Raw genomic sequence first — 26,446 nt, 5'->3', positions numbered from 1 at the left:
CATCCGTCGTGGGTGGGGGGCCGCTGGCGGCGGCGGCAATGATGCCGCGTGGCGGGCGCGGATGTCGTTACGCGCGATGCGCGACGGCACCGGCTGCCTGCCAGGACCTGCCATGCATGCAAGCGGCACGGCCCGCCAGGTGCCGGCTGCTCGGCAGCGACGATGCGTATCCGCACACCTCACCGCGGGTACGCGCGCTGCGCATGTCGCCTTTCGGATACGCACCCAGTGGTGTCTGCCGGAAACAGGCAGTCACACACACGCAACCATATGTCGACACCATCACAGCCCCACACAAGCATTCACCTTTGATGAATTTTCCAAAAAGTTTCCATGTGCCGCGCCGGACCACACTCGCCCTGCTGCTGTCGGCGATGGTCGCCCACGCCCAGGCGGCCAGCGATGCCGGCGCTCCTGCGGCCGATGCCGACGCGCAGGTCTCCACCCTGGACCAGGTGCAGGTCGTCGGCCAGGCCACCACCTACGCCAAGACCAGCGTCAGCAAGGACATGCTGGACCGTCAGTTCGCGATGGGCAGCGTCAACGACGCGCTCAACGAACTGCCCGGGGTGATCGTGACCGAGGCCGATGCGTTCGGCTCCTCCGACTGGGGTACGCAGATCAGCATGCGCGGCTTCGTCAGCAACCGCGATACGCAGCAGATCGGCACCACCATCGACGGCCTGCCCAACGGCGGCTCGGCCTATGGCGGCGGCTCCAAGGCCAACCGCTTCATCGATACGCTCGACCTGGAGACGATCGAGGTCAGCCAGGGCACCGCCGACATCGCCTCGCGCTCCAACGAGGCGCTGGGCGGCACACTCAACTACCTCACCGGCGAACCGCTCGACGCGCAGCGCGTGCGCATGGCAGTGGGCATCGGCGACAACGATGCGCGCAAGTACTATGCGCGCTACGACACCGGCCTGATGGGTACCAGCAAGGCCTGGCTCAGCGCTTCGCACAGCAGCAACAGCGACTGGATCGACGGCAGCGGCCGCACCACCCGCGACCACTTGGCCGGCAAGTTCGACAGCGACCTGGGCGCGTGGAAACTCAGCGGCTACCTGTCCTACGACGACGCCGACGAATCCGAGTACAGCAGCGTCACCCCGGAGCAGTTCGCGCGCGATCCCGAGCACGACCTGCTGACCGGCACCCTCACCGGCATTCCTTCCCTGGACCAGAACTACCGTTCCGGCTCGCGCGCGCTGCGCAAGAACACCTTCGGCTACCTGCGCGGCGCGTTCGACAGCGGCAACGGCTTCAAGGCCACGCTGGCCGGCTACGCGCATCGCATGCAAGGCCGCGGCGACTGGATCCCGCCATACCTGGTGGACGTCACCAACGACGGCAGCGGCAAGCCCGAATCCGAATACACCGGCGGACGCACCGTGTCCGGCGGCAGCGACCTGGGCAAGATCTACTTCGTCACTACCACCGGCGCAGCGGCGACGATGCTGGCCGGCTGCAGCGGCAGCGCGGCGCTGCCGGCCGAGTCGAACCCGGCCTGCTATCCGGCCGGCTCGCAGGCGGTGCAGTCCTACCGCCACAGCCATTACGACAACGACCGCGCCGGCGTCACCGCCGATGCCGAATGGCGCGCCGACCTGGGCGCGATCGACAACACCGTGCGCAGCGGCGTGTGGCTGGAAAAATACCAGCGCAGCGTCACCCGCGACTGGCACCGATTGCTCGACGTCGGCAGCAACATCGCCTTCGACCACGTGCCGTACTGGGTGCAGTTCAAGGACAACTACGACACCGACGAGCGCATGTACTACGTGGAAGACGTGATGCGCTACGGCAACTTCGCCTGGCGCGTGGGGGTCAAGCAGTTCTTCGTCGACCAGACCCGCGACCGCCGCATCGGCGACAGCCAACACGTTGAATCGGATTCGCATTCCGATCCGCTGTTCTCCGCCGGCCTGACCTGGACCACCCCGGTGAAAGGCCTGGAAGCTTTCGCCGGCTACTCGCAGAACTTCGCCGCGATTCCCTCCGGCGTGCTCGGCGAGACCGATCCGGTGGCGCTGAGCCGGGTCAAGCCGGAGACCGCCGACAACATCGAGCTGGGCCTGCGCATGAGCCGCTGGCCGCTGACCGGCAGTGTCACCGTGTACGACATCCGCTTCGACAACCGCATCGTCTACGTGCCGGCCAACTTCGTCAGCGGCATCGACTATCTCGGCGAGACCGACGGCGTCTACGAGAACTTCGGCGGCGTGCATGCGCGCGGCGTGGAAGCGGCGCTGGGCTATGGCTGGGACAACGGCTGGCGGTTCAACGGCGCCTACACCTTCAACAAAGCGACCTATCTGGGCAGCGGCGACGCCGCGCGCGACACGGCACTGGAGATCACCCCCGGCTCGCAGGTGATCGGGCAGCCGCGCAACACGCTGGTGGCCTCGGCCGACTGGCAGGGCCAGGCCTGGGCGTTCGGCATCTCCGGGCGCTACCTCGGCAAGCGTTACCTGGACGCGTCCAACAGCAACAGCCTGGACGGCGTCACCACCTTCGACGCGCACCTGGGCCTGAGCCTGTCGCAGCTGTCGGCGCAGCTGCAGGGCGTGAAGCTGGACCTCAACGTCAGCAACCTCACCGACAAGCGTTATCTGGAAGGCGTGGACGGCAGCGACAGCGCGTTCATCGCCGCACCGCGCACGGTCGGCCTGACCCTGACGCTGGATCTGTAATCGCGCAGCCCGCATGCTGCGTCCTCGCCGGCGGCCTGGCGCCGCTGGCGAGCCCTCTTTTCATGTCCTGCCGGTGTCCGCGCCATGACCGATCTTCCCCGCCGCCGCCTGCTCCAGGCCGGCGTCGCCGGCGCCGCCGCGGCGCTGTTGCCGCCCAGCATCGCCCGCGCCGCCGCGATCGCCCCGGACGTGCGCAGCGGCACCCTGCAGGACCTGCAGCACGTGGTGATCCTGATGCAGGAGAACCGCGCCTTCGACCATTACTTCGGCAGCTTCGCCGGCGCGCGCGGCTTCGGCGACCGCTTCCCGATCCCGGCGCCGACGTTGCCCGGCATCGCCCCGCGCAACGTCTGGCTGCAACCCAGCGAAGACGGCAGCCGCCTGCTCACGCCGTTCGCGCTGCACACCGCACGCGACTTCCGCAGCATGCGCGTGCAGGGCACCCCGCATACCTGGCCCAATGCGCAGCAGGCCTGGGACCACGGCCGCATGGGCCGCTGGGCCGCGGCCAAGCACGACCACGCGCTGGCCCACTACGAACGCGACGACCTGCCGTTCCAGTTCGCGCTGGCCGAGGCGTTCACCCTGTGCGACGCCTACCACTGCGCGATCCAGGCGGGCACCAATCCCAACCGCGTGTTCCTGTGGACCGGGCAGAACGATCCGCAGGCGCGCGCCGGCGGGCCGGTGATCGCCAACTCGCACGACAACTTCCCCGAACTGGGCGGGCATGCCGAGGACTACCGCTGGCCCAGCTACGTGGAAGCCTTGCAGCAGGCCGGCGTGTCCTGGCAGATATACCAGGACATGGCCGACAACTTCACCGACAACCCGCTGGCCGGCTTCGCCCCGTTCCGCGCTGCCTGGCGCGGCGCGCCTGGGCACGATCCACAGCTGCGCGAACGCGGAGTCGGCACGCGCACCCTGGCGCAGTTGCGCCAGGACGTGCTCGGCGCGCGGCTGCCGGCGGTGAGCTTCATCATCGCCGACGCCGCCGGCAGCGAGCATCCCGATCCATCCAGCCCCGCGCAGGGCGCGGCCTACACTGCGCGCGTGCTGGATGCGCTGACCGCCGATCCGCAGGTCTGGTCACGCACCGCGCTGCTGCTGATGTTCGACGAGAACGACGGCTTCTTCGACCACGTGCCGCCGCCGGCGCCGCCCTCGCCCGATCCCGCCGCGGCGAGCGGCTGGGCTGGTGCTTCGACGGTGAGCACCGACGGCGAATACCACCTGCACCCGGCGCCGGGCGACGACAAGGCCGATCTGCCCGAGCTGCGCGGCCGGCCATACGGGCTGGGTCCGCGGGTGCCGCTGTACGTGATCTCACCGTGGAGCCGCGGCGGCTGGATCGATTCGCAGGTCTACGACCACACCTCGGTGCTGCGCCTGCTGGAACGCCGCTTCGGCGTCGCCGCCAGCGGGCTGACGCCGTGGCGCCGTGCGGTCTGCGGCGACCTGGTGGATACCTTCGATTTCCGCCAGGCCGATACGCGCCCGTTCGTCGCCGCGCTGCCCGACGTCAGCGCCGCCGCCGCGCGCGCGGCCGCCTTGCACGAACATGCGCTGCCACCGCTGCCGGACACCGTGCAGGCGCCGCAGCAGCCATTCGGCGTGCGCCGCTCGCGCGCACTGCCGTATCGCCCGACAGTGCAGTTACAGCACGTGGACGCACGCGGCGAAGTGCAGCTGCGGATGGGCAATGCCGGCGCGGCCACGGTGTTGCACGTCTACGACCGCTATGACCTGGCCGCGATTCCGCGGCGCTACACGCTCGGCGCAGGCGCCACGCTGGACGCCACCTGGACCACCTACGACGGCCGCTACGACCTGTGGCTGCTCGGCCCCAACGGCTTCCACCGCCATTACCGCGGCGACCTCGACGCACCGTTGCTGCAGGCCGAGATCGCCCAGGACGCGCACGATCCGCTAGCCTTGTGCCTGCTGCTGCGCAACCCGGGCAACAGCGCGCTGCGCGTGGAACTGCGGCCCGGTGCCTATGCGCAGGCGCAACCGCACGACAGCGTGACGCTGGCGCCCGGCAGCGAACAGCGGCGCCGTTGGCGCGCGGCGCCGAGCGGCGGCTGGTACGACCTGTGGGTGATCCAGGATAGCGCGCGCCAGCGCCTGGCCGGGCGCGCGGAAACCGGCAAACCCGGCGTCAGCGATCCGGCGATGGGCGGGCCGGCGCGGTTGTATCAGGAGGACCCGGTGGTGATCGGCGCGCTCGGCTGAGTGCTCCAGCCTTGCAGCGCGCAGTGCGGGCTCGCGGGCGCGGACCCTGCCCTGCAACAGCGCAGCGGCGGTCGGCGCGCTGCAACCGTGTCCAATACGCCGATGGTTCCCAGCCACTTCTCCACCAGCCTTGGCCATTGCGCGATCGGCAACGTGCTTGGCCGCAGTCCGAACGCATGCCCCCCCTGCGCGTAGAGATGCATTTCCGTCGGCACGCCCGCCTGCTTCAGCGCGACGTAGTAGGCCAGCGACTGCATCACCCCATCCACCACGTCGTCCTCGGCCTGCAGCAGGAAGGTCGGCGGCGTGTCGGCGCTCAAGGCGATGTCCGTACGCAGCTGCAGGTGGGTCGGATCGCGCTTGGCATGATCCTCATCTTCGTGCGCCCACAGGTGGCCGGGATAGGCGGCGATGGCGAAGTCCAGGCGGCAACTTTGCGCATCCGCAGCGTCCACCACCGCAGACGTGCGCTTTGCGAAATGCGTGCTGGCCGCGGCCACCAGGTGCCCGCCGGCGGAAAACCCGATCACGCCGACCTTGTGCGGATCGATGCCCCATTCCGCCGCATGCAGGCGCACCAGCCCCAGCATGCGCTGCGCGTGCTGCAGCGCGGTCTGCACTTTCGGATAGTAGCGGCCGCCATTGATCCAGGTCGGCTCCGAATTCGGTACGCGGTACTTCAGCAACACGCAGGTGATACCGCGCGACGTCAGCCAATGGCAGATCTCCGTGCCTTCCAGATCCATCGCCATGACCTGATAGCCGCCACCGGGAAACACCACCACCGCCGTACCGCTGTTGCGGACCGTGGGCGCATATACCGTCATCGTCGGCTGGCTGACATCGTTGGCCCTGGCCCACCACGTGCGCCCTTCGCCGGGACCCACCGCTTCCGGTTTCGGGTGCGACAGCGCGTCGGGGACCGCACCGGGCCAGATCGGCAGCTGCACGTGGCCTGGCGATGGTTGCCAGATCGCTGCGTGCGCGGGTGCGTGGACGAGCACAAGTGCGATCACGGCAAACGGGAAACGAAGCAACCTGTGCATTGTCGGACTCCGGGAGGGCGAAGCGGGAAAGGAGGAGATGCGCGAGAACGCGCCGCATTTCGGCTTCAAGTCCGAAGCCGGTGACAATCCCCGAGCAGAACGCGCCGCGCACACGCGGCCCCTATGGCATGAATGCGCCTGGCGCTGCGCTCAAACCGCGAGCGTCTCGCACACCACGACCGCCACCGCCTTCAGCGCCGCATCGCGTGCGGCGTCATCGACCTTGGCGCCATTGAGATACGCGGTCAGCAGCAACGGCGTACGCCTACCCGGCGGCCACACGATGGCGATGTCGTTGCGGGTGTCGGTGCCGTTGCTGCCGGTCTTGTCGCCGATCTTCCAGCCGCGCGGCAGGCCGGCGCGCAGGCACGCGTCGCCGGTACGGTTGTCGATCATCCACTCGCTCAAGCGTTGTCGTGAGACCGGCCGCAATACGTCGCCGAGCAGCAGCGTGCGCAGGGTCGCAGCCATCGCCGCCGGCGTGGTGGTATCGCGCGGGTCGTCCGCAGCGAACCGGTTCATCTCCGGCTCGTGGCGGTCGCTGCGGGTCTGCGCATCGCCAAACGTGCGCAGGAAGCGGGTCAGTCCCGGCGGGTCGCCGACCAGCGGGAACAGCAAATTGGCCGCCGGGTTGTCGCTGAACAGCATCGTCGCCCGACACAGTTCAGCCACGCTGAGCGTGCCGCCGACATGGCGCTCGGTGACCGGCGCGTGCGACAGCATGTCCGCCGCGCGGATCGGCAGGCGCTGTTGCAGGCTCAGTTCGCCGCGATCGACACGCTGCAGCACCGCGGCCGCCAATACGAATTTGAAGGTACTGCACATCGGAAAGCGCTCGTCCTGGCGCTGCCCGCCGAGCACCGCGCCGCTGCCGTCTAGCAGCGTCACCCCGAGCCGCCCACCCGTACCGCGCTCGATCCCGGCCAGACGCTGCGCCAGCGTCTGCACCCTGTTCTTTGGGACTTTCGCATCCACCGCCGCGACCGCCAGCGCGGCCGCCGCCAGCCCCATGCCGTGCAGGAATCGTCGTCTCGCCAGCATCGTCCACCTCCGTCGGAAGACCCGATCATGCGCAGCTTGACCGCGGCCTACCAGCGAGGTTATTCAATCCCAATCATGAAAATAATTGATGCCTCGCCATGATTCGCACGCAGCTGCCGCTGAACGCCTTGCGGGCCTTCGAGGCCGCCGCACGCCACCAGAACCTGACCCGTGCCGCCGCGGAGCTGTGCGTGACTCAGGCCGCGCTCAGCCACCAGATCAAGCAACTGGAAGCGCGCCTGGGCGTGGTCCTGTTCCAGCGTCTGCCGCGCGGCGTGGCCCTGACCGACGAGGGCCAGCGGCTGCATCCGGTGCTGACCGAAGCCTTCGACCGCATCGCCGCCACCCTGCAGCGCTTCGCCGGCGGCCGCTACCGCGAGACGCTGAGCGTCGGCGTGGTCGGCACCTTCGCGGTGGGCTGGCTGCTGCCGCGGCTGGAGGCCTTCCACGCCGCGCATGCCGACATCGAACTGCGCGTGCAGACCCACAACAACCGCGTCGATCTTGCCGGCGAAGGCCTGGACCTGGCGATCCGCTTCGGCGACGGCGACTGGCAAGGCCAGTGCGCCACGCCGATCCTGGATGCGCCGTTCGCGCCGGTGTGCGCACCGGCGCTGGCGCGGTCGTTGCGCGTGCCGGCCGACCTGGGCAGCGTGCCACTGCTGCGTTCCTACCGGCTGGACGAATGGCCGCGCTGGCTGCAGGCGGCCGGCGCGCCGGAAGTGGTCGCCAGCGGGCCGATCTGCGATTCGTCGCTGACCCTGGCCAGCGCCACGGCGGCGGGCGCCGGCGTGGCTTTGCTGCCGCTGCGCCTGTTCGCGCAAGACCTGGACGCCGGACGCCTGCTGGCGCCGTTTCCGACCCGTATCGACGCCGGGCGCTACTGGCTCACCCGGCTGCGCTCGCGCGCAGAAAGCGATGCAGGACGGCGCCTGCGCGAATGGCTGCTGGCCGAGCGACAGCACGCAGCAGACTGAGGGCCCGCAGCCGCACTCGGCAACACCGGCCTGCGCGATCGACCCGGCGCAAGCGCAGGCCAGCACTGCATCGCGGCAGCAAGCGACGCGAGCGCGCGACATGTGAAAAATTTGTGCACTGTCGCTTGGCGCCGGCCACACGCCGAACTACGATTAGGACCGCAGTCGTAATGTGCGCCAGCGGAAGGCGATCACGTTCCTGGGGGAACACGCAATGAACCGTTTCGTCATGGCCGCTGGTCCGGCCTTGGCTTCGCGCAACATCGTCCTGGCCGCCGCGCTGGTCTGCCTGTGCGCACTGCACCTGGCCTATTTCCTGCGCAGCGGCGCGAGCGAATGGCACTGGGCGCTCAGTGCAGCCGGATTGGCCTTGATGGGGATCAAGGCCAGCCTGCGGCCAACGCCGACGGCGCGCCCGTCGCTGCGCGGCCTGCGCGCGCGTACGCCGCTGGACTGGGCCGCCATCGCCGGCAGCCTGCTGGTCGTGGCCAGCGCCGCCGCCTGAGCGCGTCGGTGGCACGCCGGTAGCGTGCCGGCGTGCGCGAAGTGGGCGCTGACGCCGTCAGACGCTCCGACCATGCCGCAGACGGACGCGCACGCCGCTCACGCGCCTTCGATCAATTCCATCCATGCCTGCTCGGCCTGCGCCAGCTGCTGCGCGATGGCTTCACGATCGCGGCCCAGCACCGCCATCTTCTCGGCGTCGGCGTAGTGCCTGGGGTCGGCCAGCTGGCGGTCGAGCTCGGCCAGTGCCGCTTCCAGCTCGCCGACGCGCTTTTCGGCGGCCGCCAGCTTGTGCGGGTTCGGCGGCTTCTTCGCCGGCAGCGGCTTGACCGGCGGCGGCGGGGTCGGCGCGACCTCGGCCATCTTCTGTTTGGTGCCCTGCGCGGCCGGACGGCTGCGCAGCCACGCCGCGTATTCGTCCAGGTCGCCGGCGAACGGCTCGACCACGCCGTCGGCCACGCGCCAGAAGGTGTCGCAGACCAGGCCGATCAGGTGGCGGTCGTGCGAGACCATCACGATCGCGCCCTCGAAATCGCTCAGCGCCTCGGCCAGCGCCTCGCGCATCTCCAGGTCCAGGTGGTTGGTCGGCTCGTCGAGCAGCAGCACGTTCGGCTGCTGCCAGGCGATCAGCGCCAGCGCCAGGCGCGCGCGCTCGCCGCCGGAGAAGCCGTCCACCACCTCGAACGCGCGGTCGCCGGGGAAATTCCACTTGCCGAGGAAGTCGCGGAACGCCTGGATCGACGCATCCGGCGAGATCTCGCGGAAATGGTCGATCGGCGACTGCCCTTCGTGCAGCGACTCCACCGTGTGCTGGGCGAAGTAGCCGATGCGCAGGTCCGGATGCGCGCTGCGCTCGCCGCTGAGCAGCGCGATCTCGCCGACCAGGCTCTTGACCAGGGTCGACTTGCCGGCGCCGTTGGGACCGAGCAGGCCGATGCGGTCGCCCGCCTCAAGACCGAACCCGGCCTGGTGCAGGATCACCTCGCGCCCGTAGCCGCAGTCGGCGTGGTTGAGCCGGATCAGCGAATGCGGTAGCCGGTTGGGCTGGGCGAACTCGATGCGGAACTCGCGCTCGGCGCGCACCGCCTCGGTGCCGGCCATCTTCGCCAGCCGCTTCATCCGGCTCTGCGCCTGGCTGGCCTTGCTGGCCTGCGCCTTGAAGCGGTCGATGAAGCTCTGCAGGTGGGCGCGCTCGGCCTGTTCCTTGTCGTGCGCGATCTGCTGCTGGCGCAGCTGCTCGGTACGCTGGCGCTCGAAATCGGTATAGCCGCCGACGTACAGCTTGGCGCCGCCGCCGTGCAGGTGCAGGGTGTGGGTGGCGACGTTGTCGAGGAACTCGCGGTCGTGGCTGATCAGCAGCAGCGTGCCCGGGTACTTCAGCAGCCACTGCTCCAGCCACAGCACCGCGTCCATGTCCAGGTGGTTGGTCGGCTCGTCGAGCAGCAGCAGGTCCGAGGGCATCATCAGCGCCCGCGCCAGGTTCAGCCGTACCCGCCAGCCGCCGGAGAAGTCCTTGACCGGGCGCGAATGGGTCGCCGCCGGGAAGCCCAGGCCGTGCAGAAGCTTGCCCGCGCGCGCGGTGCCGTCGTAGCCGCCGACCTCTTCCAGGCGCACGTGCGCCGCGGCCACCGCCTCCCAGTCTTCTGCGGCCAGCGCGGCGGCCTCGGCCTGCAGGGCCGCGGCCACCTCGGTGTCGCCGCCGAGCACGAAGTCCAGCGCCGGGTCCGGCAGCGAGGGGGTTTCCTGGGCGACGCTGGCGGTGCGCAGCTTGCCGGGCAGTTCCACATCGCCCTTGTCCGCCTCCAGCTCGCCGCGGATCGCCGCGAACAGGCTGGACTTGCCGGTGCCGTTGCGCCCGACCACGCCAACGCGGTAACCGGCATGCAGGGTCAGATCGACGTTGGACAACAGCAGCCGCTCGCCGCGGCGCATGGCGAAGTTTCTGAGGGAAATCACAGGGAAGGGAGCACTCGACGTTCGAGAAGGCAGTGTATCCGCTTCGTCCGGAATGGCCCACCCCATCCCAGGATCGCGACATCGCTTCGCATACGAAAACGGAAGTTCGGATTCGATCGGACCCGCCATCCCGACCCGGGTGGTGGCCGATTTTGTATACACACTTTGGTTAAAAACATATTTCAATCACTCGGACTTATCGCTGCGCCGCAACACGCGCTCCCTCCCCCAGCCCCAGCCAATGGAGTCTCCGTACTGATGAAGAACCGCCCCCTCCCCCTGGCCAGCGCCATCCTGCTCGCCCTCGCCTCCGGCACCAGCTTCGCCCAGCAAGACCAGGCGCCCAAGACCCTGGACAACATCATCGTCACCGGCACCCGCATCGCCGACCGCACGGTGGCCGAGTCGCAATCGCCGATCGACATCATCGCCCCCGAATCGCTGCAGGCGACCGGCGCCAGCGACCTGGGCAGCGCCCTGGGCAAGCTGCTGCCGTCGCTGAACTTCCCGCGCCCGGCGATCAACGACGGCAACGACGCGCTGCGCCCGGCGACCCTGCGCGGCCTGTCGCCCGACGCGGTGCTGGTGCTGGTGGACGGCAAGCGCTACCACACCACCTCGCTGGTCAACTACAACCCCGTGGTGGGCCGCGGCTCGGCGCCGGCTGACCTGAACTCGATCCCGATGTCGGCGATCGCGCGCATCGAGGTGCTGCGCGACGGCGCCTCGGCGCAGTACGGCTCCGATGCCATCGCCGGGGTGGTCAACATCGTGCTCAAGCACGGCGCCAAGCCCGGCAGCAACAGCGTCTCGGTCAACGCCGGCATCATGGACAAGGGCGACGGCGCGCAGAACGGCGTGGATGGCTCGTACGGGTTGGCCTTCGGCGGCGCCAACGACGGCGAAGCGCCCGGCTGGGCGCGGCTGTCCTGGAACTACCAGAACGCGATGAACACCAACCGCGCCGGGAACACCGACAAGGCCACCACACTGGCCGGCGCCGACAATCCCGGCGGCATTCCGTACCAGCGCTACGGCGACCCCGCGGTCAAGACCTACCAGGGCCTGCTCAGCTTCGGCTACGCGCTGACCCCGGGCATCGACCTGTACGGCTACACCAACTTCAGCCGTCGCGAGGCGGTGTCCAACGGCTACTACCGCGCCTGGGACAACAGCGACCGCAACGTGCAAGAGATCTACCCCAACGGCTTCCTGCCGCAGATCTACAACCCGTCCAACGACCGCGCCGCGGTGCTAGGCCTCAAGGGCAACACAGACAACGGCTGGAACTGGGACATCTCTGCCGACTACGGCGAGAACGACGTGACCTTCAACCTGCTCAACACCATCAACACCAATCTGTACCGGACCACCGGCGCCTCGCCCACCCGCTTCAATGCCGGCGGCTTCCGCAACCGGCAGGGTGCGCTCAATGCGGACTTCAGCAAGTCCTTCGACTGGGGCCTGGCCTATCCGGTCAACCTCGCCTTCGGCGCCGAATACCGGCAGGACAAGTACGCCGTGAGCGCCGGCTCGCCGGACTCCTACTTCTTCGACCCCACCACGATCAACCCGGACACCGGCAGCGCCTACCCGGGTGGTTCGCAGGTGTTCCCCGGCCTGACGCCAGCGGTGGCCGGCGACTTCCAGCGGCACAGCAAGGCGGTCTATGCCGACCTGGAGACCGACCTGACCGACAAACTCTCCGGCGGCCTGGCCGCGCGCTACGAGGACTACAGCGACGCCGGCTCCACCCGCTCCGGCAAACTGTCCGCGCGCTACCAGCTCAACGACGCCTTCGCCCTGCGCGGCACCGTCTCCAACGGCTTCCGCGCACCCTCACTGGCGCAGCAGAATTACGCCTCGGTGGTGACCCTGCTGCAGAACGGGCAACTGACCCAGATCGGCACCTACCGCACCTCCGACCCGGTGGCCATCGCGCTGGGCGCCAAACCGCTAACCCCGGAAAAGTCCAGCAACTACAGCATCGGTGCGGTATGGCAGGCGGGTACCGCGTTCAGTTCCACCCTGGACCTGTACCAGATCCGCATCTGGGACCAGATCCTCTATTCGGACCAGCTGTCGCTGGCCGAGCCGATCGATCAGGTCACCGCGGTGCAGTTCTTCGTCAACGGCGCCACCACCCGCACCCGCGGCATCGACTGGGTGAGCAGCTACCTGCTCGATCTCGACCGCGCCGGCAAGCTCAACCTGAGCCTCAGCGCCAACTACAACAAGACCGAGATTCTGGAGGTCTCCGATTCCAACTTCAGGCGGGCCAGCCAGGGCCTGCTGACCGACGCCACCCCGCGTACCAAGTACGTGCTCAGCGCCGAATGGGACCGCGCCGGCTGGAGCGTGCGCGGCGACGCAACCCGCTACGGCGCGGTCACCCGCCGCGGCAACAAGGACGACGGCAGCCAGGACCAGACTTTCGCCGCACGCTGGCTGTTGAACGTGTCCACCAGCTACACCTGGCGCGACCTCACCTTCAGCGTGGGCGTGGATAACCTGACCAACCAGTACCCGACCCGGTCGGCGCTGAACAACGTCTACGAGGATCGCCCCAACGGCCTGCAGTACTCGTCGCTGTCCCCGTTCGGGTTCAACGGCCGCTACTGGTTCGGCCGGGTGAGCTACCGCTTCTGACGCAGCCGCCACTGCCGGACACGGCACAGGCCGCCCCGCCGCAATGCGCGGGCGGCCTGCGCCAATGGCGCCGGCCGCCATGCCTCTTAGAACCGAAAAGCATAAGAACATGCCGACGCATGCTGCGCTGCAGCGCGATTGTTAAAGAATAATAACGACCCCTGCGGGGCAGGCCCGCGTGGCCGACATCGCGCAGCGACCGCCCCATCTGCCATCTCGGCATCTGCTGGAGTTTCCATGAACCGTCCGTTGTCCCTGTTGGCGAGCGCCGTACTCGCCGCCCTCGCCGCTCCTCCGGTCCTGGCCCAGTCCAGCACCGACACCCCGAGCACCCTCGACACAATCATCGTCACCGGCACCCGGGTCAGCGACCGCACCGTGGCCGAGTCGCAATCGCCGATCGATATCATCAGCAGCGAAGCGCTGCAATCCACAGGCACCTCCGAACTGGCCACCGCGCTGTCGCGCGTGCTGCCCTCGCTGAACTTCCCGCGTCCGGCGTTGACCGACGGCACCAGCGGCATCCGCCCGGCGCAGCTGCGCGGGCTATCGCCGGACCAGGTGCTGGTACTGGTCAACGGCAAGCGCCGCCACACCTCCGCGCAGATCAACGTCAACGGCAGCATCGGCCGCGGCGCCTCCGCGGTGGACATCAATGCGATCCCGATCGCGGCGATCGAGCGCGTGGAAGTCCTGCGCGACGGCGCCTCGGCGCAGTACGGCTCCGACGCCATCGCCGGGGTTATCAACATCGTACTGAAGGGTTCGGGCAGCGGCGGCAGCCTGGCGATCGACCACGGCCAGTACTCGGCCGGCGACGGCGCCAAGTCGCAGCTCTCCGGCGACACCGGGATCGGCTTCGGCGACGGCCGCGGCAGCCTGCACGTGGCCGGCCAGATCAGCCAGCAGGACGCCACCAACCGCGCCGGCCCATACCAGGGCAGCGCGCCGAACACCGGCAACTATCCTGGGATCGGCGAGACCACCTTCGTCTACGGCGACCCCCAGGTCGATGCGACCGCGGTCGCGGCCAACGGCGAGTTCCGTTTCAGCGACCACGTCACCGGCTACGCCAGCGCCATCGCCAGCAACCGCGACATCACCTCGTTCGCGTTCTACCGCTCGCGCAACCACAACGGGCAGAGCGCGTTGCTGGCGCAGACCTATCCCGACGGCTACGTGCCGCAGATCGGGCAGTCCTCCAAGGACCGTTCGCTGGTGGCCGGGCTCAAGGGCAGCACAGAAGGCGGCTTCGGCTGGGACGTGAGCTACAACTACGGCTACAACAAGATCGGCTTCAACACCCGCAACAGCATCAACTACAGCCTCGGCACCGACAGCCCGAGCAGCTTCTACGACGGCGCGCTGGAGTACACCCAGAACATCGTCAACGCCGACTTCACCCAGTCGCTGGACTGGGGCCTGGCCTATCCGGTGACGCTGTCCTTCGGCGCCGAATACCGCCAGGAAAAGTGGAACCAGTCGCCGGGCGAAGCGGCCTCCTACACCGGCACGACCGGCGGTGCGCAGGGTTTCGCCGGCTTCTCGCCGGCCAACGCCGTGCATTCGGACCGGCACAATTACGCCGTCTATGCCGGGCTGGAAGCCGACTTCACCGACAAGTTCTCCGCCGGCCTCACCGGGCGCTACGAGGACTACTCGGACTTCGGCAGCAAGAGCTCGGGCAAACTGTCGGCGCGCTACGCGTTCACCGACAAGCTGGCGCTGCGCGGCACCGTGGCCAGCGGCTTGCGCGCCCCTTCGCTGGCGCAGCAGCAGTACCAGGCGGTGACCAGCAGCTACATCAACGGCAGCTTCTTCGAATCGGGCACCTTCCCGGTGGACAGCGCCGTGGCCCAAGCGCTGGGCGCCGCGCCGCTGAAGGCCGAGACCTCGCTGTCCTACAGCCTGGGCCTGGTGCTGCAGCCGGTCGAGCGCCTGTACCTGACCCTGGACGCGTACCAGATCAAGATCGACGACCGCATCCTGCTGTCCTCCAACCTCAACGACACCGCGGTGCTGGCGCAGTTGCGCAGCCTGGGCTATTCCAACGTCACCAGCGTGCGTTACTTCGCCAATGCGGCCGACACCCGCACCCGCGGCGTCGACCTGGTCGGTACGTACACGATACCGTTCGCGGCCAGTTCGCTGGACCTCACCGCCAGCTATGGCTACAGCAAGACCGAGATCACCCGCGCGGTGGAGCAGCCGCGGGCGCTGGCCGACATCGGCTCGACCCAGACCATCCTGGGCCGCGACGAGATCGGGCGCCTGGAGGACAGCTTCCCGAAGGACAAGATCATCCTCAGCGGCACCTGGAAGCTGCAACACTGGGACCTCAACCTGGCCGCCACCCGCTACGGCGATTTCACCGTGCGCAACTCGGCCAGCGCCGCCCGCGATCAGACTTACGACGCGAGCTGGGTGGTGGATGCCTCGGCCAGCTTCAAGCCCAGCGACAACTGGACCCTGACCCTGGGCGCGGACAATCTGCTGGACCAGTATCCGGACAAGACCGCCAACCTGATCAATGCCACCTACGGCGTGCTGCCCTACAGCAACTACTCGCCGTATGGTTTCAACGGCGCGTACGTGTATGGGCGGATCAACTACCGCTGGTGATCGCGGCGTAAGAATGACCCTCTTCCGTTGGCGGGAGAGGGTTTCGCGGCGACTCCGGCGCTCGCCGATGCGCCCGGTTTGCGTTGGCTGCATGGCGCGATTCACCCGCATGACCCCCGGTTACATTCGCGTCGGCTGCTGGGTCCCCACCCTCGCTGGAGCAAAAACGTCTCGCTCCTTCTTGCCGCACACACAACAACGGCAACACAGATTCTGGCAATACATGCAGGTTCACCCGATGACCGGCGCCCCCTCCCTGCCAGCGGCACCTTCGTTTGCGTTTGCGTTGGGGCTGTACCGGTAATCCGCCGGTCGGCAGCGGCCCCAGCCTGTCGCGCACCTTGGCATTGATGACGTCCACATCGCGCAGGGACTGCGCATCGTGATGTGGATCGCGCACCGTGGGTACGTGGGGGCGACAGGGGTTGTCGCTGTACGCGTTCGTGTCGCGGCTCATCATGCGTTCCCTCGCCTTATTGTTTGACCAAGTCTCCAACCTGCGCCTGCGATATTCAGCTACCGCCCCACGCCGCCATTACTCGAGGTGTCCGTGGTGCCGGTAAGCGCATGGCCAGCGGCGGCCATGCAAGCCCGGCCAGCGCCGCCTCGATGTCTGCCATCGCGCCGCGCCCTGTGCCAAATGGGACGCGCAGCAAAGCCTATTTAGGAAGAGCGCTCGGATTTTGTCTACAAGCGCCTGGAACACCTGCATTGCTGGTGCAGCAAGTGTCGCGGCGGTCGTTGCATATGCAACAAAACGCGCAGGTTTAACAGAACGTTGACACATTCGACATATGCCGGTAATCCATTGCCGCTGCCGCAACATTCGCCAGACGCGCTACACCCGGGAGGGGGTGATGGCGAACGCGGCGGCGCCGACTCTTTAACCCCCATCCTGGAGCCGCCCCGCCAATGACCTGCACGTTCAGCCCTCTCGCCACTGCCATCGCGCTCGCCATGGCCACATCCGCAGCGCCTGCGCTCGCGCAGAGTTCCTCCTCCAGCGCACAGACGCTGGATACGGTGATCGTCACCGGCACCCACGTGGCCGACCGCACCGTCGCCGAATCGGCCTCGCCGATCGACATCATTTCGCCGGAAATGCTGCAGTCCACCGGCACCTCCGAACTGGCCACCGCGCTGTCGCGTGCGGTGCCGTCGCTGAACTTCCCGCGTCCGGCAATCACCGACGGCTCCGACGCGGTGCGCCCGGCGCAGCTGCGCGGCCTCTCGCCGGACCAGGTACTGGTGCTGGTCAATGGCAAGCGCTACCACACCACCGCGCTGGTCAACCTCAACAACGCGCAGGGCCGCGGCTCGTCGCCGGTCGACCTCAACACCATTCCGATCGCCGCGGTCGAGCGCATCGAAGTGCTGCGCGACGGCGCCTCGGCGCAGTACGGCTCCGACGCCATCGCCGGGGTGATCAACATCGTGCTCAAGGGCAGCGGCGAAAGCGGCAGCATCGCCGCGCGCTACGGCAAGTACAGCGCCGGCGACGGCGAGCAGTATCAGCTGTCCGGCGACGCCGGGGTCAAGTTCGGCGGCAACGGCAGCGTGCATTTCGCCGCGCAGGCCGGCCACCAGGACCAGACCGACCGCGCCAAGCCCTACGAGGGCGAAGTGCAGCAGCGCTACGGCGACCCGGACATCGACCAGGGCGGGTTCTCGTACAACGGCCAGTACAGCCCGGCCGAATACCTGACCTTCTATTCCTACGGCATGCTCAGCCGCCGCGAGGTGCTGTCCAACGGCTACTTCCGCTGGTCGGGCGACAACCGCAACCGTCCGGAGATCTACCCCAACGGCTTCCTGCCGCAGATCTACAACGTCAGCAAGGACATCTCCTGGGTCGGCGGCTTCAAGGCCGACACAGATGGCGGGCTGGGCATCGACATCAGCTACAACTACGGCCGCAACGACCTCAGCTTCGAGGTCAAGCACAGCCTCAACAACAGCCTGGGCACGAGCAGCCCGACCGACTTCTATGCCGGCGCGCTGGAAGTCACCCAAAACCTGCTCAACGCCGACTTCACCAAGTCGCTGGACATCGGCCTGGCCTACCCGGTCACGCTGGCCTTCGGCGGCGAATGGCGCGGCGAGAAGTTCAACGAATCGCCGGGCGATGTGCCCTCCTACGTCAACGGCGGCGTGCCCTCGGCCAACGGCACGCTGCTGCCGGGGGCGCAGGTGTTCGCCGGCTTCAAGCCCAACGATTCGGGCCACTACGACCGCAACAGCTATTCGGCCTATGCGAACCTGGAAGGCGACATCACCGACAAGTTCTCTGCCGGCCTGGCCGCGCGCTACGAGAACTACAGCGATTTCGGCGACACCGGCACCGGCAAGCTGTCGCTGCGCTACGCGTTCACCGACAAGGTCGCGCTGCGCGCCACCGCCTCCACCGGATTCCGCGCGCCGTCGCTGCAGCAGCAGTATTTCCAGTCCATCGCCACCAACTTCATCAACGTCACCCAGCCCGACGGCAGCATCACCGCCACACCGTTCGAGATCGGCACCTTCCGCACCGACAATCCGGCCGCGGTCGCGCTCGGCGCCGAACCGCTGAAGGCGGAAAAGTCGAAGAACTACGGCCTGGGCCTGGTGCTGCAGCCGGTCGATGCGCTGTACGTTACCGTCGATGCCTACCGCATCGACATCGACGACCGCATCGTGCTGTCGGAAAACCTGACCTCCACCGCGGTGCGCAACTACCTGCAGGCCAACGGTTATGCCGGCATCGGCGGCGGCCGCTACTTCACCAATGCGATCGACACCAAGACCCAGGGCGTGGACGCGGTCGGCACCTACAAGATCGCGCTGAGCAACAGCAATCTGGATCTGACCGCCGGCTACAACTACAACAAGACCGAGATCGAGAAGATCGCCGAGAACCCACCGGTGCTTGAGGCGATCGACCCGACCGCGGTGCGCATCGGCCGCGCCGAGATCGGCCGCATCACCAAGGGCGCGCCGCGCGACAAGTTCTTCCTGAGCAGCGTGTGGGCGCCGGGCAACTGGGCGTTCACCGCCACCGCCACACGTTGGGGCGAGTTCACCGACTTCGGCACCACCACGGCCGCCGACCAGACCTACGCGGCGAAGTGGACCCTGGACCTGGCCGCCAGCTACAAGCTGGGCAACTGGGATTTCACCATCGGCGGCGACAACGTGCTCAACGAATATCCCGACCAGTCGCGCGCTGGCGCCGGCACCCGCACCTACCTGCCGTACAGCACCTCCTCACCATTCGGCTTCAACGGTGCATTCGCCTACGCCAACGTCAACTACAAGTGGTGATGCGCGTCCGCACGGGATAAGCGCCGAGGCATCCGGTCGTCACGCAACGAAGAGCCCTGGTCTGCAGGGCTTTTCGCATGGCGCATGCCGCCTGCCATCGATTAAGCCCAATTACCACAGTCTTCAATAGGAAGGAAGTCGCTTCAGTAGACAAAAAATAAATTCTTATATATCAAATATATAAAATGGAACCGTGTATGTTTCCAAGATATTTGTCAACAGCGGCGCGTTGCGATTCGCGTAAGGTGGAATTGCCTGAACGGCAGGCAATGCACCCTCAGCAGGGGAAGGACACGGTTATGCGGAAGACTTCAAAAATCATGACGATAGCGTCAGGCATGTTGATGTGCTCGGCGCTTGCGACGACAGCGCATGCACAGAGTTGCTGCCCGGGAGGAGGAAACGGCTCTCCGATCGCAATCAGGGGCTTCGGAGAAAGCGCGCCAGTAGCGAAAAATCTCTCTAGCAACGCTTCCGTTCGCATCTATCAGTTCGAGCGCAACGGCGTCACTTACTTGCAGATCAACGATCCCACCGGACAAGTGCGAGGTGCGGTGGGACGCATCGAAAATACCGCCTGGGTGACTCCGATGGGCAAAGACGTGGACCGGATGAGCATCGTCGAAACCTTGGATAAGAATCGCGGCACCGTGGTCTACGATGCCCGCTATTTCACTGTGCAGCTCGCAAGCACCGCCAACGGCGATGCATGGACCGTCACCATCAAGAAGTGACGGCATGCCTCTCCGATAGCTCTGAGACGAGGAAACTGATCTTCAGCTCATGGCGGCGCCGGCAGGTACCGTCGTGGGCTTTTAGTCGACTCACCAGCTCCCACTCGATCTCGTCAACGCGTTTGCCTGCTGCGCTCCTGGAGAGCAACAGCGTCGGATCGGCAGCGATCGTCACCACAAGACCACGCCGCCCACGCCTTTTCCACACGCGCGCCGTGATCAGATGCCGGCTGCCGCGCGGCAGCAGTTCCATCGCATTGAGCACGCACCGATACGCCGCCAGTTGCAGGCCCATCGACAGCTGCCGCGACTCGCCGCGCAGCCGCACCTCCACTTCCGTGTCGCAGGCGTTGGCGAAGGCCACGGAACTCAAGGCGCCGTAAAGTCCGTTGGTCTCAATATCCAGCGGATAAAGCGCGGCAACGTAATCGTCCATCAGCTGCGCCTGGATCACGCCGGTGCGGTTCATCTCCATGGCTGCAGCGTAGTGGCCACGCTCCTTCAGCGAGGAGGCGATGTCGCGGCGCAGCTTGTTGAGGTGGGTGTGAATATCTGTGTACTCGATCACCCGGTTGCGCAGCGTACGCTCAGCCGACATGTAGCTGGCCTGCGCCACCTGCAGCGCCTGCTGCTCGGCATGACCAACACGCCGCACTTGATCGAGGGCGCCCGACAGCCTGGTCCCCAAGGCAAACAGCGTCATAGCACCAAACGCAACCATCATTTGGACGTAGAAGGTATCGAGGTCGAATGCTCCCTCGTAATTGGACCTTGGCAGCGACATTGCAACCGCGATGTCGGCCATCACGATACCGATCGCGGCGCCACGCCAGTCGTGCGAAAGCGTTAGCCAAAAGCCCGGAACGATCATCATCACTAGCAAGAACTGGCGGACCAGACCGCCCGCACTGCTCATCGCCAGAACGAACAGCAAAGCGATGCACAACGCTGCGACGAGCGCATCCTTCTGCAGCCTGCGCGGCAGAAAAAATGCGAACTCGCGCCTGACCCACAGCAGGGCAGGCAAGACGAATACCAGGATGCCGAGATAGTTGCCTATCCAGAACTTCAGGGCATTCTCAAGATTGATGTAGGCCGCAGGCCCTCCCAACATCCAATTCAGTGCCTTGTTGGCCAGCACGCCCCACATTGCCATCGCCAACACGACCAGGAGCAGCCGCTCCTGAGACGCTTGCAAGTCGGTAAAACGACGGCGGTACCAAAAGGGCAACAGTGCAAAAACAGGCATCAGCAGGAATGGGCTGGCATAGGCCCATAACGGGTTCGCCCCTTCTGCGCTCACCATCGGGGTGCGCAAGGCCAGCAGCGCCGCCGCATCGCCGATCAGAAGATACGGCCAAAGCCGAAAGGGCAGGAACAACAGCGTAGCCGCACGCAGCCCAGCCGGCAGGAACCATTGGTCCAACGACCAATGCCACGCGCTCAGGTAGACCAGGCAATAGCTTGCGCTTAGCAGTAGTCCACCGGCGAAATTTTTCAGTCTAGCCATGCCACCTTATTCCTTGGCAGGACGCCCAATTGCGGGCAAACATACACCAGGGAATGGCACCGCCAGTAGACATTTTATCCACGCCATTGTGTTGCAACGCCTTTCTCTACAAGCGCTTACGGCTCAATGCGCGCTGCTTGGGATGGGCATCGCACTCAAAATGTATCAAAATTGGTACAAACCATACAGCTCGCTGCGCTGTGCCTTGCCTGCAGCCGACGGTTCCATGCTAGCGAAACGTCCGAAAACATGTGTCAACCTGCTGCCGGAGCAGGCGTGCGGCCGAGTCGTGGACGGTGGGGAGCCCTTAACCGCGTTTGGATGGCATCCCCGCTGTCCAAACCATGTACGCGCTCGCCGCTGACCCAGCCAGCCCCCTCGGCGATCGGCTAGATCCTGAACGCCGTGAGGACGGCAGACCTATCGTCACGTCGATTTGCCGACAAAAGCCGCATCGGCGACACTCCTTGCAATCTTGTTCCGCGAATCTGCATGCATCACGACACCAGTCTCATCGACATCATCGCGGTCGGACTCGCCCTCGCCTTCGTGCTCGGCACCCTCGCCCACCGGATCAAGCTGTCGCCATTGGTCGGCTATCTGGTGGCCGGCATCTGCGTCGGTCCGTTCACTCCCGGCTTCGTCGCCGACCAGGCGCTGGCCAACCAGTTGTCGGAACTGGGGGTGATGCTGCTGATGTTCGGGGTCGGCCTGCATTTCTCGCTCGAAGACCTGATGGAAGTGAAGTGGATCGCGATCCCCGGTGCGCTGGCGCAGATCGCGGTGGCCACCCTGCTCGGCTGGGGGCTGGCCTGGAGCATGGGCTGGCCGACCCTGCACGGGCTGGTGTTCGGCCTGGCGTTGTCGGTGGCCAGCACCGTGGTGCTGCTGCGCGCAATGGAGGAACGGCGCCTGCTGGAAACCCAGCGCGGGCGCATCGCGGTGGGCTGGCTGATCGTCGAGGATCTGGTGATGGTGCTGGCGCTGGTGCTGCTGCCGGCGTTGGCCGACGCGCTAGGGGGAAGGGGCGCCGGTACCGGCGTGATCCTCGGCGCGCTGGGCATCACCCTGCTGAAGATGGCCGCGTTCGTGGTGGTGATGCTGGTGGTCGGCCGCCGCGCGATCCCGTGGGTGCTGGAGAAGGTCGCCGCGACCGGCTCGCGCGAGCTGTTCACGCTGTCGGTGCTGGCGATCGCGCTGGGCGTGGCGTTCGGCTCGGCGACCCTGTTCGGGGTCTCGTTCGCGCTGGGCGCGTTCTTCGCCGGCATGCTGCTGAAGGAATCGGAACTCAGCCACAAGGCGGCCAGCGATTCGCTGCCGCTGCGCGATGCATTCGCGGTGTTGTTCTTCGTCTCGGTGGGCATGCTGTTCGACCCGCACATCCTGCTCGAGCATCCGTGGCAGGTGCTGGCCACGTTCCTGACCATCACCGTGGGCAAGTCGCTGGCCGCGTTCCTGATCGTGCGGGCGTTCGGCCATCCCACCGACATCGCCCTGACCATCTCCACCAGCCTGGCGCAGATCGGCGAATTCTCCTTCATCCTGGCCGGACTCGGGGTGAGCCTGGCGATCCTGCCCGAGACCGGGCGCGACCTGATCCTGGCCGGCGCGCTGCTGTCGATCATCGCCAACCCGCTGCTGTTCACCTGGCTGGACCGCTGGCAGGCCCGGCAGGCGGTGGAAGCGCAGGTGACGCTGCAGACGGAACTGCCGCCCGGGCCGTCGCTGGACCTGGCCGGCCACGCCATCGTGATCGGCTACGGCAGGGTCGGCAGCACCCTGGCCGCGGTGTTGCGCGAACGCGGCGTGCCGGTACTGGTGATCGACGACAACCGCGAGCACGTGGAACGCGCGCATGCCGACGGCATCCCCGGCATCCGCGGCAGCGCCGCCGCCGACCGGGTGCTGGCCGAGGCGCATCCGGAAAAGGCCAAGATCGCGATCCTGGCGATCCCGCAGCCGCTGGAAGCAGGCGAAGCGCTGGCCAAGCTGCGCGCGCTGAATCCCGGGCTGACCCTGCTGGCCCGCGCGCACAGCGATGCCGAGGTCAAGCACCTGCTTGAGCATGGCGCCGACGGCACGGTGATGGCCGAACGCGAACTGGCCTATTCGCTGGCCGAGATGGTGATGGCGACGCCACCATACCGGGCCATGCGTACCGCACCGGGCTGAAGTCGCGCGGCAGCCTGCCCAGGTGTGGTTGTGCGCAAAAATCGTCTACGCCATAGAACGCACTTGATAATCATTACCGTTTAGGACAGGATTGCAGCCCCTCCTGCAGCCTCGCTCGCCCCTCCCATGGCTTGCAAGATCGAGTTGCTCAATTCGGTGCCCAGCCCGTTGCTGTGCGAGATGTTCGGCCACCTCGGCCACGACTTCACAGTGCTCGACCTGGAGCACGTGCTGCGCTCGCCGGCGGAACTGGAACACACGATCCGCGCCTGCGAACTCGGCGGCGGCGAAGCCTGGATGCGCGTGGCCGAGGTCGACGCCAAGCTGATCGGCCGGATGCTCGACGCCGGCCCGCGCGGGGTGGTGCTGGCTGGGCTGGACAGCGCCGAACAAGCCGAGTGCGCGGTCGCTGCCGCGCATTTTCCGTCGCATGGCCGGCGCGGCATCTGCAGCGGCCGCGTCACCGGCTTCGGCAGCGTCGCGCTGGCCGACTGCATTGAATGCACGCGGCACGGCGTTGCGGGTGGTACCGATGAGACAAAGCGCGGCCGGGGCGCGTGCGCGGCCGCAGATCCTGGAACCACACGGCGTGTCGCCGGTGATGGAAGGCGCGCTGAACCTGAACCTCGGCCCGCAGCGGATTCATCCGCAGGTGTGGACGCAGTTGTTGGCGATCACTGCTGCCTGCGCCTCCGCCAGCAGCGGCTGTGCCCCAATCCGCGCGACCCGGCACGGCGCCAATGCTGGCTGGCGCAGCCGAACCTGCAACGGCCATTCGCCAGCGAGGAGCGCGCACTGTTGCAGGCCGCGCTGGGCCAGCCCGCCACCGACCTGCGTCCACGTTGATTTTTCGTTCCCTGGAGTCATTTCCTTGATCACTTCGTTTCCACAATCACTGCTGACCATCTCGGTCGCGGCCGCACTGCTCGTACCGTTCGCGGCCATGGCACAAGAGACGCAGGAGGCGCAAAGCGCCGCAGCGCGGATTCGCCAGCTCGACACCGTGCAAGTGCAACACAACCTGCTCGGCCGTTCTACCGCCCAGGACGTGCAACATTACGCCGGCAGCCGGCAAGTGATCAGCCATGACCAGCTCGCCAATGGCGCCAACCGCTCGATTGACGACGCGCTCCAGCACGTGCCTGGAGTGAAAATTCTCGATGAAACCGGAACCGGCGTGCTGCCCCAGATCATGGTCCGCGGGCTGTACGAAAGCCGCAGCGGGCGCGTGCAGGTCTTGATGGACGGCATTCCACTGTCATTGGCACCCTATGGCCAGACCAGCCTCTCACTGTTCCCGGTGACACTTAACCAGATTGATCGCATCGACATCGTGCGCGGTGGCGCGGCGGTGCAATACGGTCCCAACAATGTCGGCGGCGTCATAAATCTGATCAGCAAGCCCATTCCGGGAAACTGGACCACCACGCTGGGCGAAAGAATCACCGCCGGCGGCGACGGCAAATTCCTGCGCGATACCTACCTCACTACCGGCGGCTACCTTACGGCGAATTTCGGTATGCAGCTGGATGCCGACTGGCTCAAGGGACAGTACTGGCGGGATCACAGCGACACCGATGTGAAGAACTTCCGCTGGCGTGCCGAATGGTGGCTGGCAGACGACAAAATACTCAAAGCTAGCGTGGAGCGTTACCTTGCCGGCATGAACCTGGCCGGGGCCCTGTCGGCCGCCGACTACGAGCGCAACCCGCGCCAGTCCACGCGACCGCTGGATGATTTCGCCGGTCGCACAACGCGCGCATCGCTGGTTTACGAGCAGAACCTGGGTGCGTGGGGGCCTTTTGACGACGCGCACTTTTCGTGGACGAACTTCGACTGGACCTCCGAGCGCAACTTCATGTTCGGGTCGCGCCTGGCATCCGCCGAATCATTCCGCCCCGATCTGCCGCCGCAGTTGTACAACGACGGGCCGCGCAGCTTCGACGTCTACGGCACCCAGCCACAACTCGCCCTGCACGCGAACTCAGGCGGGGTCACCCAGCTATGGACCATCGGCACGCGCATCGAACGCGAACACATCGGGTACATCGCGCAGGCCACAGAGCTGAACAACGGCGCTTACACGCTGTTTCGCGATTGGCAATTCCATAACCGCGCATTCGCTGTCTTCGTGAGCAATGCCATCGGCTTTTACGACGAGCGACTGATGGTCACTCCAGGCGTGCGTTACGAGCATCTTGATTCGGATTTCACCGATCGCACCTCGGGCAAGCGCTACTCCAACGATATCCGCGATCTTCTTCCCGGAATCACCGTCGGCTATCAAGCCGACAGCCAATGGTATTTCTATACCGACGCGCAGCGCTCGCTGCGTCCGCCGCAGATCACGATGATCGTCTACGGCAACAATCTGCAGTCGGAGCTTTCCTGGAATTACGAAGTCGGAGCACGCTATACGCCTACGGCAACGACCAGCATCAGCTTCGATCTCTATCGCATCAATTTCGACAACCAGATTCAGTACAACAGCACCACCGCCAGCTACTCGAACCTCGGCAAGACGCGCAACCAGGGTGCCGAAATCCAGTTGGAATGGAGTCCGGCATTCCTGCGCGAGCTGAAGTTCGACGCCGGCTACTCCTATCTGGACGCGGCGCAGAAATCAGGGCAGCACCAGGGATTCCGGGTGCCGTATACCTCACGCAACCAGGTGACTCTCGGCGCCACCTACACACTCGGCGACACCGTGCTCGCATTGAACGGCTACTACTTCAGCGGCGCCTTCAGTGATGCAGCCAATACCAAGAGCGAAAACGCCATCGCCACGGTCGGCGCATTGCCCGCCTACTGGGTTGCGAACACGCAGATCACCCGCACGCTGATGAAGCGCGGCAGCAGCACCCTGAAAGGCTCGCTGGCGGTGAACAACCTGTTCAATCGCCACTACTGGTATCGCGGGATCGATACCAGCCCGTGGGGTCGCGAGCCCGCGCCCGAGCGCGCCGCCGCGCTCGGCCTCGAACTGACTTTCTGAGGAATGCTC

The 26,446-nt window shown here is 66.5% G+C and carries 14 protein-coding genes and 1 pseudogene; 11 read left to right on the top strand and 4 right to left on the bottom strand.

All coding sequences use genetic code 11. The annotated features are described in order from the left end of the window. The first annotated feature begins 311 nt into the window (after window positions 1–311). Both E4A48_RS01860 and E4A48_RS01855 read left to right on the top strand, forming a co-directional pair. Window positions 312–2,696 carry a TonB-dependent receptor gene (locus E4A48_RS01860; RefSeq protein ID WP_142741800.1) on the top strand — a complete coding sequence of 795 codons (2,385 nt, stop codon included), beginning with the start codon at window positions 312–314 and terminating at the stop codon, window positions 2,694–2,696. A gap of 84 nt (window positions 2,697–2,780) precedes the next feature. After that, a complete protein-coding gene (locus tag E4A48_RS01855) occupies window positions 2,781–4,931 on the top strand; it encodes a phosphocholine-specific phospholipase C (RefSeq protein WP_039005741.1) in 2,151 nt (716 codons plus the stop codon). A 92-nt stretch (window positions 4,932–5,023) separates the two neighbouring features. Here E4A48_RS01855 and E4A48_RS01850 read toward each other — a convergent pair. Both E4A48_RS01850 and bla read right to left on the bottom strand, forming a co-directional pair. Next, window positions 5,024–5,977, bottom strand: a pseudogene (locus E4A48_RS01850) (alpha/beta hydrolase); the annotation flags it as partial. Window positions 5,978–6,127: 150 nt separating this feature from the next. After that, window positions 6,128–7,018 (bottom strand): class A beta-lactamase, encoded by an 891-nt coding sequence (bla, locus tag E4A48_RS01845; RefSeq protein WP_039005742.1) that lies wholly within the window; start codon window positions 7,016–7,018, stop codon window positions 6,128–6,130. 98 nt (window positions 7,019–7,116) lie between these two features. Between bla and ampR the strand changes: the two genes are divergently transcribed. Together ampR and E4A48_RS01835 are read left to right on the top strand one after the other, a co-directional pair. Then, the gene (ampR, locus tag E4A48_RS01840) at window positions 7,117–7,995 is read left to right on the top strand and encodes a LysR family transcriptional regulator AmpR (RefSeq protein WP_039005743.1); all 879 of its coding nucleotides are present in this window, start codon (window positions 7,117–7,119) and stop codon (window positions 7,993–7,995) included. Between the two features lie 214 nt (window positions 7,996–8,209). Continuing rightward, window positions 8,210–8,500: a hypothetical protein gene (locus E4A48_RS01835; RefSeq protein WP_039005744.1), complete on the top strand. Its 291-nt coding sequence runs from the start codon at window positions 8,210–8,212 to the stop codon at window positions 8,498–8,500. Window positions 8,501–8,598: 98 nt separating this feature from the next. Here the strand turns inward: E4A48_RS01835 and E4A48_RS01830 are convergent, their stop codons facing one another. Then, on the bottom strand, window positions 8,599–10,455 hold the full coding sequence (locus E4A48_RS01830; RefSeq protein ID WP_176717068.1) for an ABC-F family ATP-binding cassette domain-containing protein: 1,857 nt from the start codon (window positions 10,453–10,455) through the stop codon (window positions 8,599–8,601). Window positions 10,456–10,713: 258 nt separating this feature from the next. Here E4A48_RS01830 and E4A48_RS01825 point away from each other — a divergent pair, with 258 nt between their 5' ends. The 4 genes from E4A48_RS01825 (at window position 10,714) to E4A48_RS01805 (ending at window position 19,760) form a co-directional block, all read left to right on the top strand. Next, window positions 10,714–13,104 carry a TonB-dependent receptor plug domain-containing protein gene (locus E4A48_RS01825; protein WP_039005747.1) on the top strand — a complete coding sequence of 797 codons (2,391 nt, stop codon included), beginning with the start codon at window positions 10,714–10,716 and terminating at the stop codon, window positions 13,102–13,104. Window positions 13,105–13,341: 237 nt separating this feature from the next. Continuing rightward, entirely contained in the window at window positions 13,342–15,726 is a 2,385-nt protein-coding gene (locus E4A48_RS01820; RefSeq protein ID WP_039005748.1) for a TonB-dependent receptor plug domain-containing protein, read from the top strand. Window positions 15,727–16,638: 912 nt separating this feature from the next. Further along, the gene (locus E4A48_RS01810) at window positions 16,639–19,026 is read left to right on the top strand and encodes a TonB-dependent receptor plug domain-containing protein (protein ID WP_039005749.1); all 2,388 of its coding nucleotides are present in this window, start codon (window positions 16,639–16,641) and stop codon (window positions 19,024–19,026) included. Between the two features lie 299 nt (window positions 19,027–19,325). Continuing rightward, entirely contained in the window at window positions 19,326–19,760 is a 435-nt protein-coding gene (locus E4A48_RS01805; protein ID WP_039008916.1) for a hypothetical protein, read from the top strand. Here E4A48_RS01805 and E4A48_RS01800 read toward each other — a convergent pair. After that, window positions 19,750–21,270 (bottom strand): MASE1 domain-containing protein, encoded by a 1,521-nt coding sequence (locus E4A48_RS01800; protein WP_142741799.1) that lies wholly within the window; start codon window positions 21,268–21,270, stop codon window positions 19,750–19,752. The two genes, E4A48_RS01805 and E4A48_RS01800, sit on opposite strands and share 11 nt — an antisense overlap. Window positions 21,271–21,762: 492 nt before the next feature. Between E4A48_RS01800 and ybaL the strand changes: the two genes are divergently transcribed. From ybaL to E4A48_RS01785, 3 genes are all read left to right on the top strand, one after another. Beyond that, a complete protein-coding gene (ybaL, locus tag E4A48_RS01795) occupies window positions 21,763–23,442 on the top strand; it encodes a YbaL family putative K(+) efflux transporter (protein WP_039005751.1) in 1,680 nt (559 codons plus the stop codon). Window positions 23,443–23,586: 144 nt separating this feature from the next. After that, window positions 23,587–24,288 carry an aldolase/citrate lyase family protein gene (locus E4A48_RS01790; protein WP_260608035.1) on the top strand — a complete coding sequence of 234 codons (702 nt, stop codon included), beginning with the start codon at window positions 23,587–23,589 and terminating at the stop codon, window positions 24,286–24,288. A gap of 28 nt (window positions 24,289–24,316) precedes the next feature. Beyond that, window positions 24,317–26,437, top strand: coding sequence for a TonB-dependent receptor family protein (locus E4A48_RS01785; protein ID WP_039008917.1), 2,121 nt, complete (start codon window positions 24,317–24,319; stop codon window positions 26,435–26,437). Window positions 26,438–26,446: the final 9 nt, after the last annotated feature.

Source organism: Xanthomonas translucens pv. cerealis (assembly GCF_006838285.1).
Taxonomy (GTDB): Bacteria; Pseudomonadota; Gammaproteobacteria; order Xanthomonadales; family Xanthomonadaceae; genus Xanthomonas_A; species Xanthomonas_A cerealis.
This window is presented reverse-complemented; position numbering and strand designations above follow the sequence as displayed.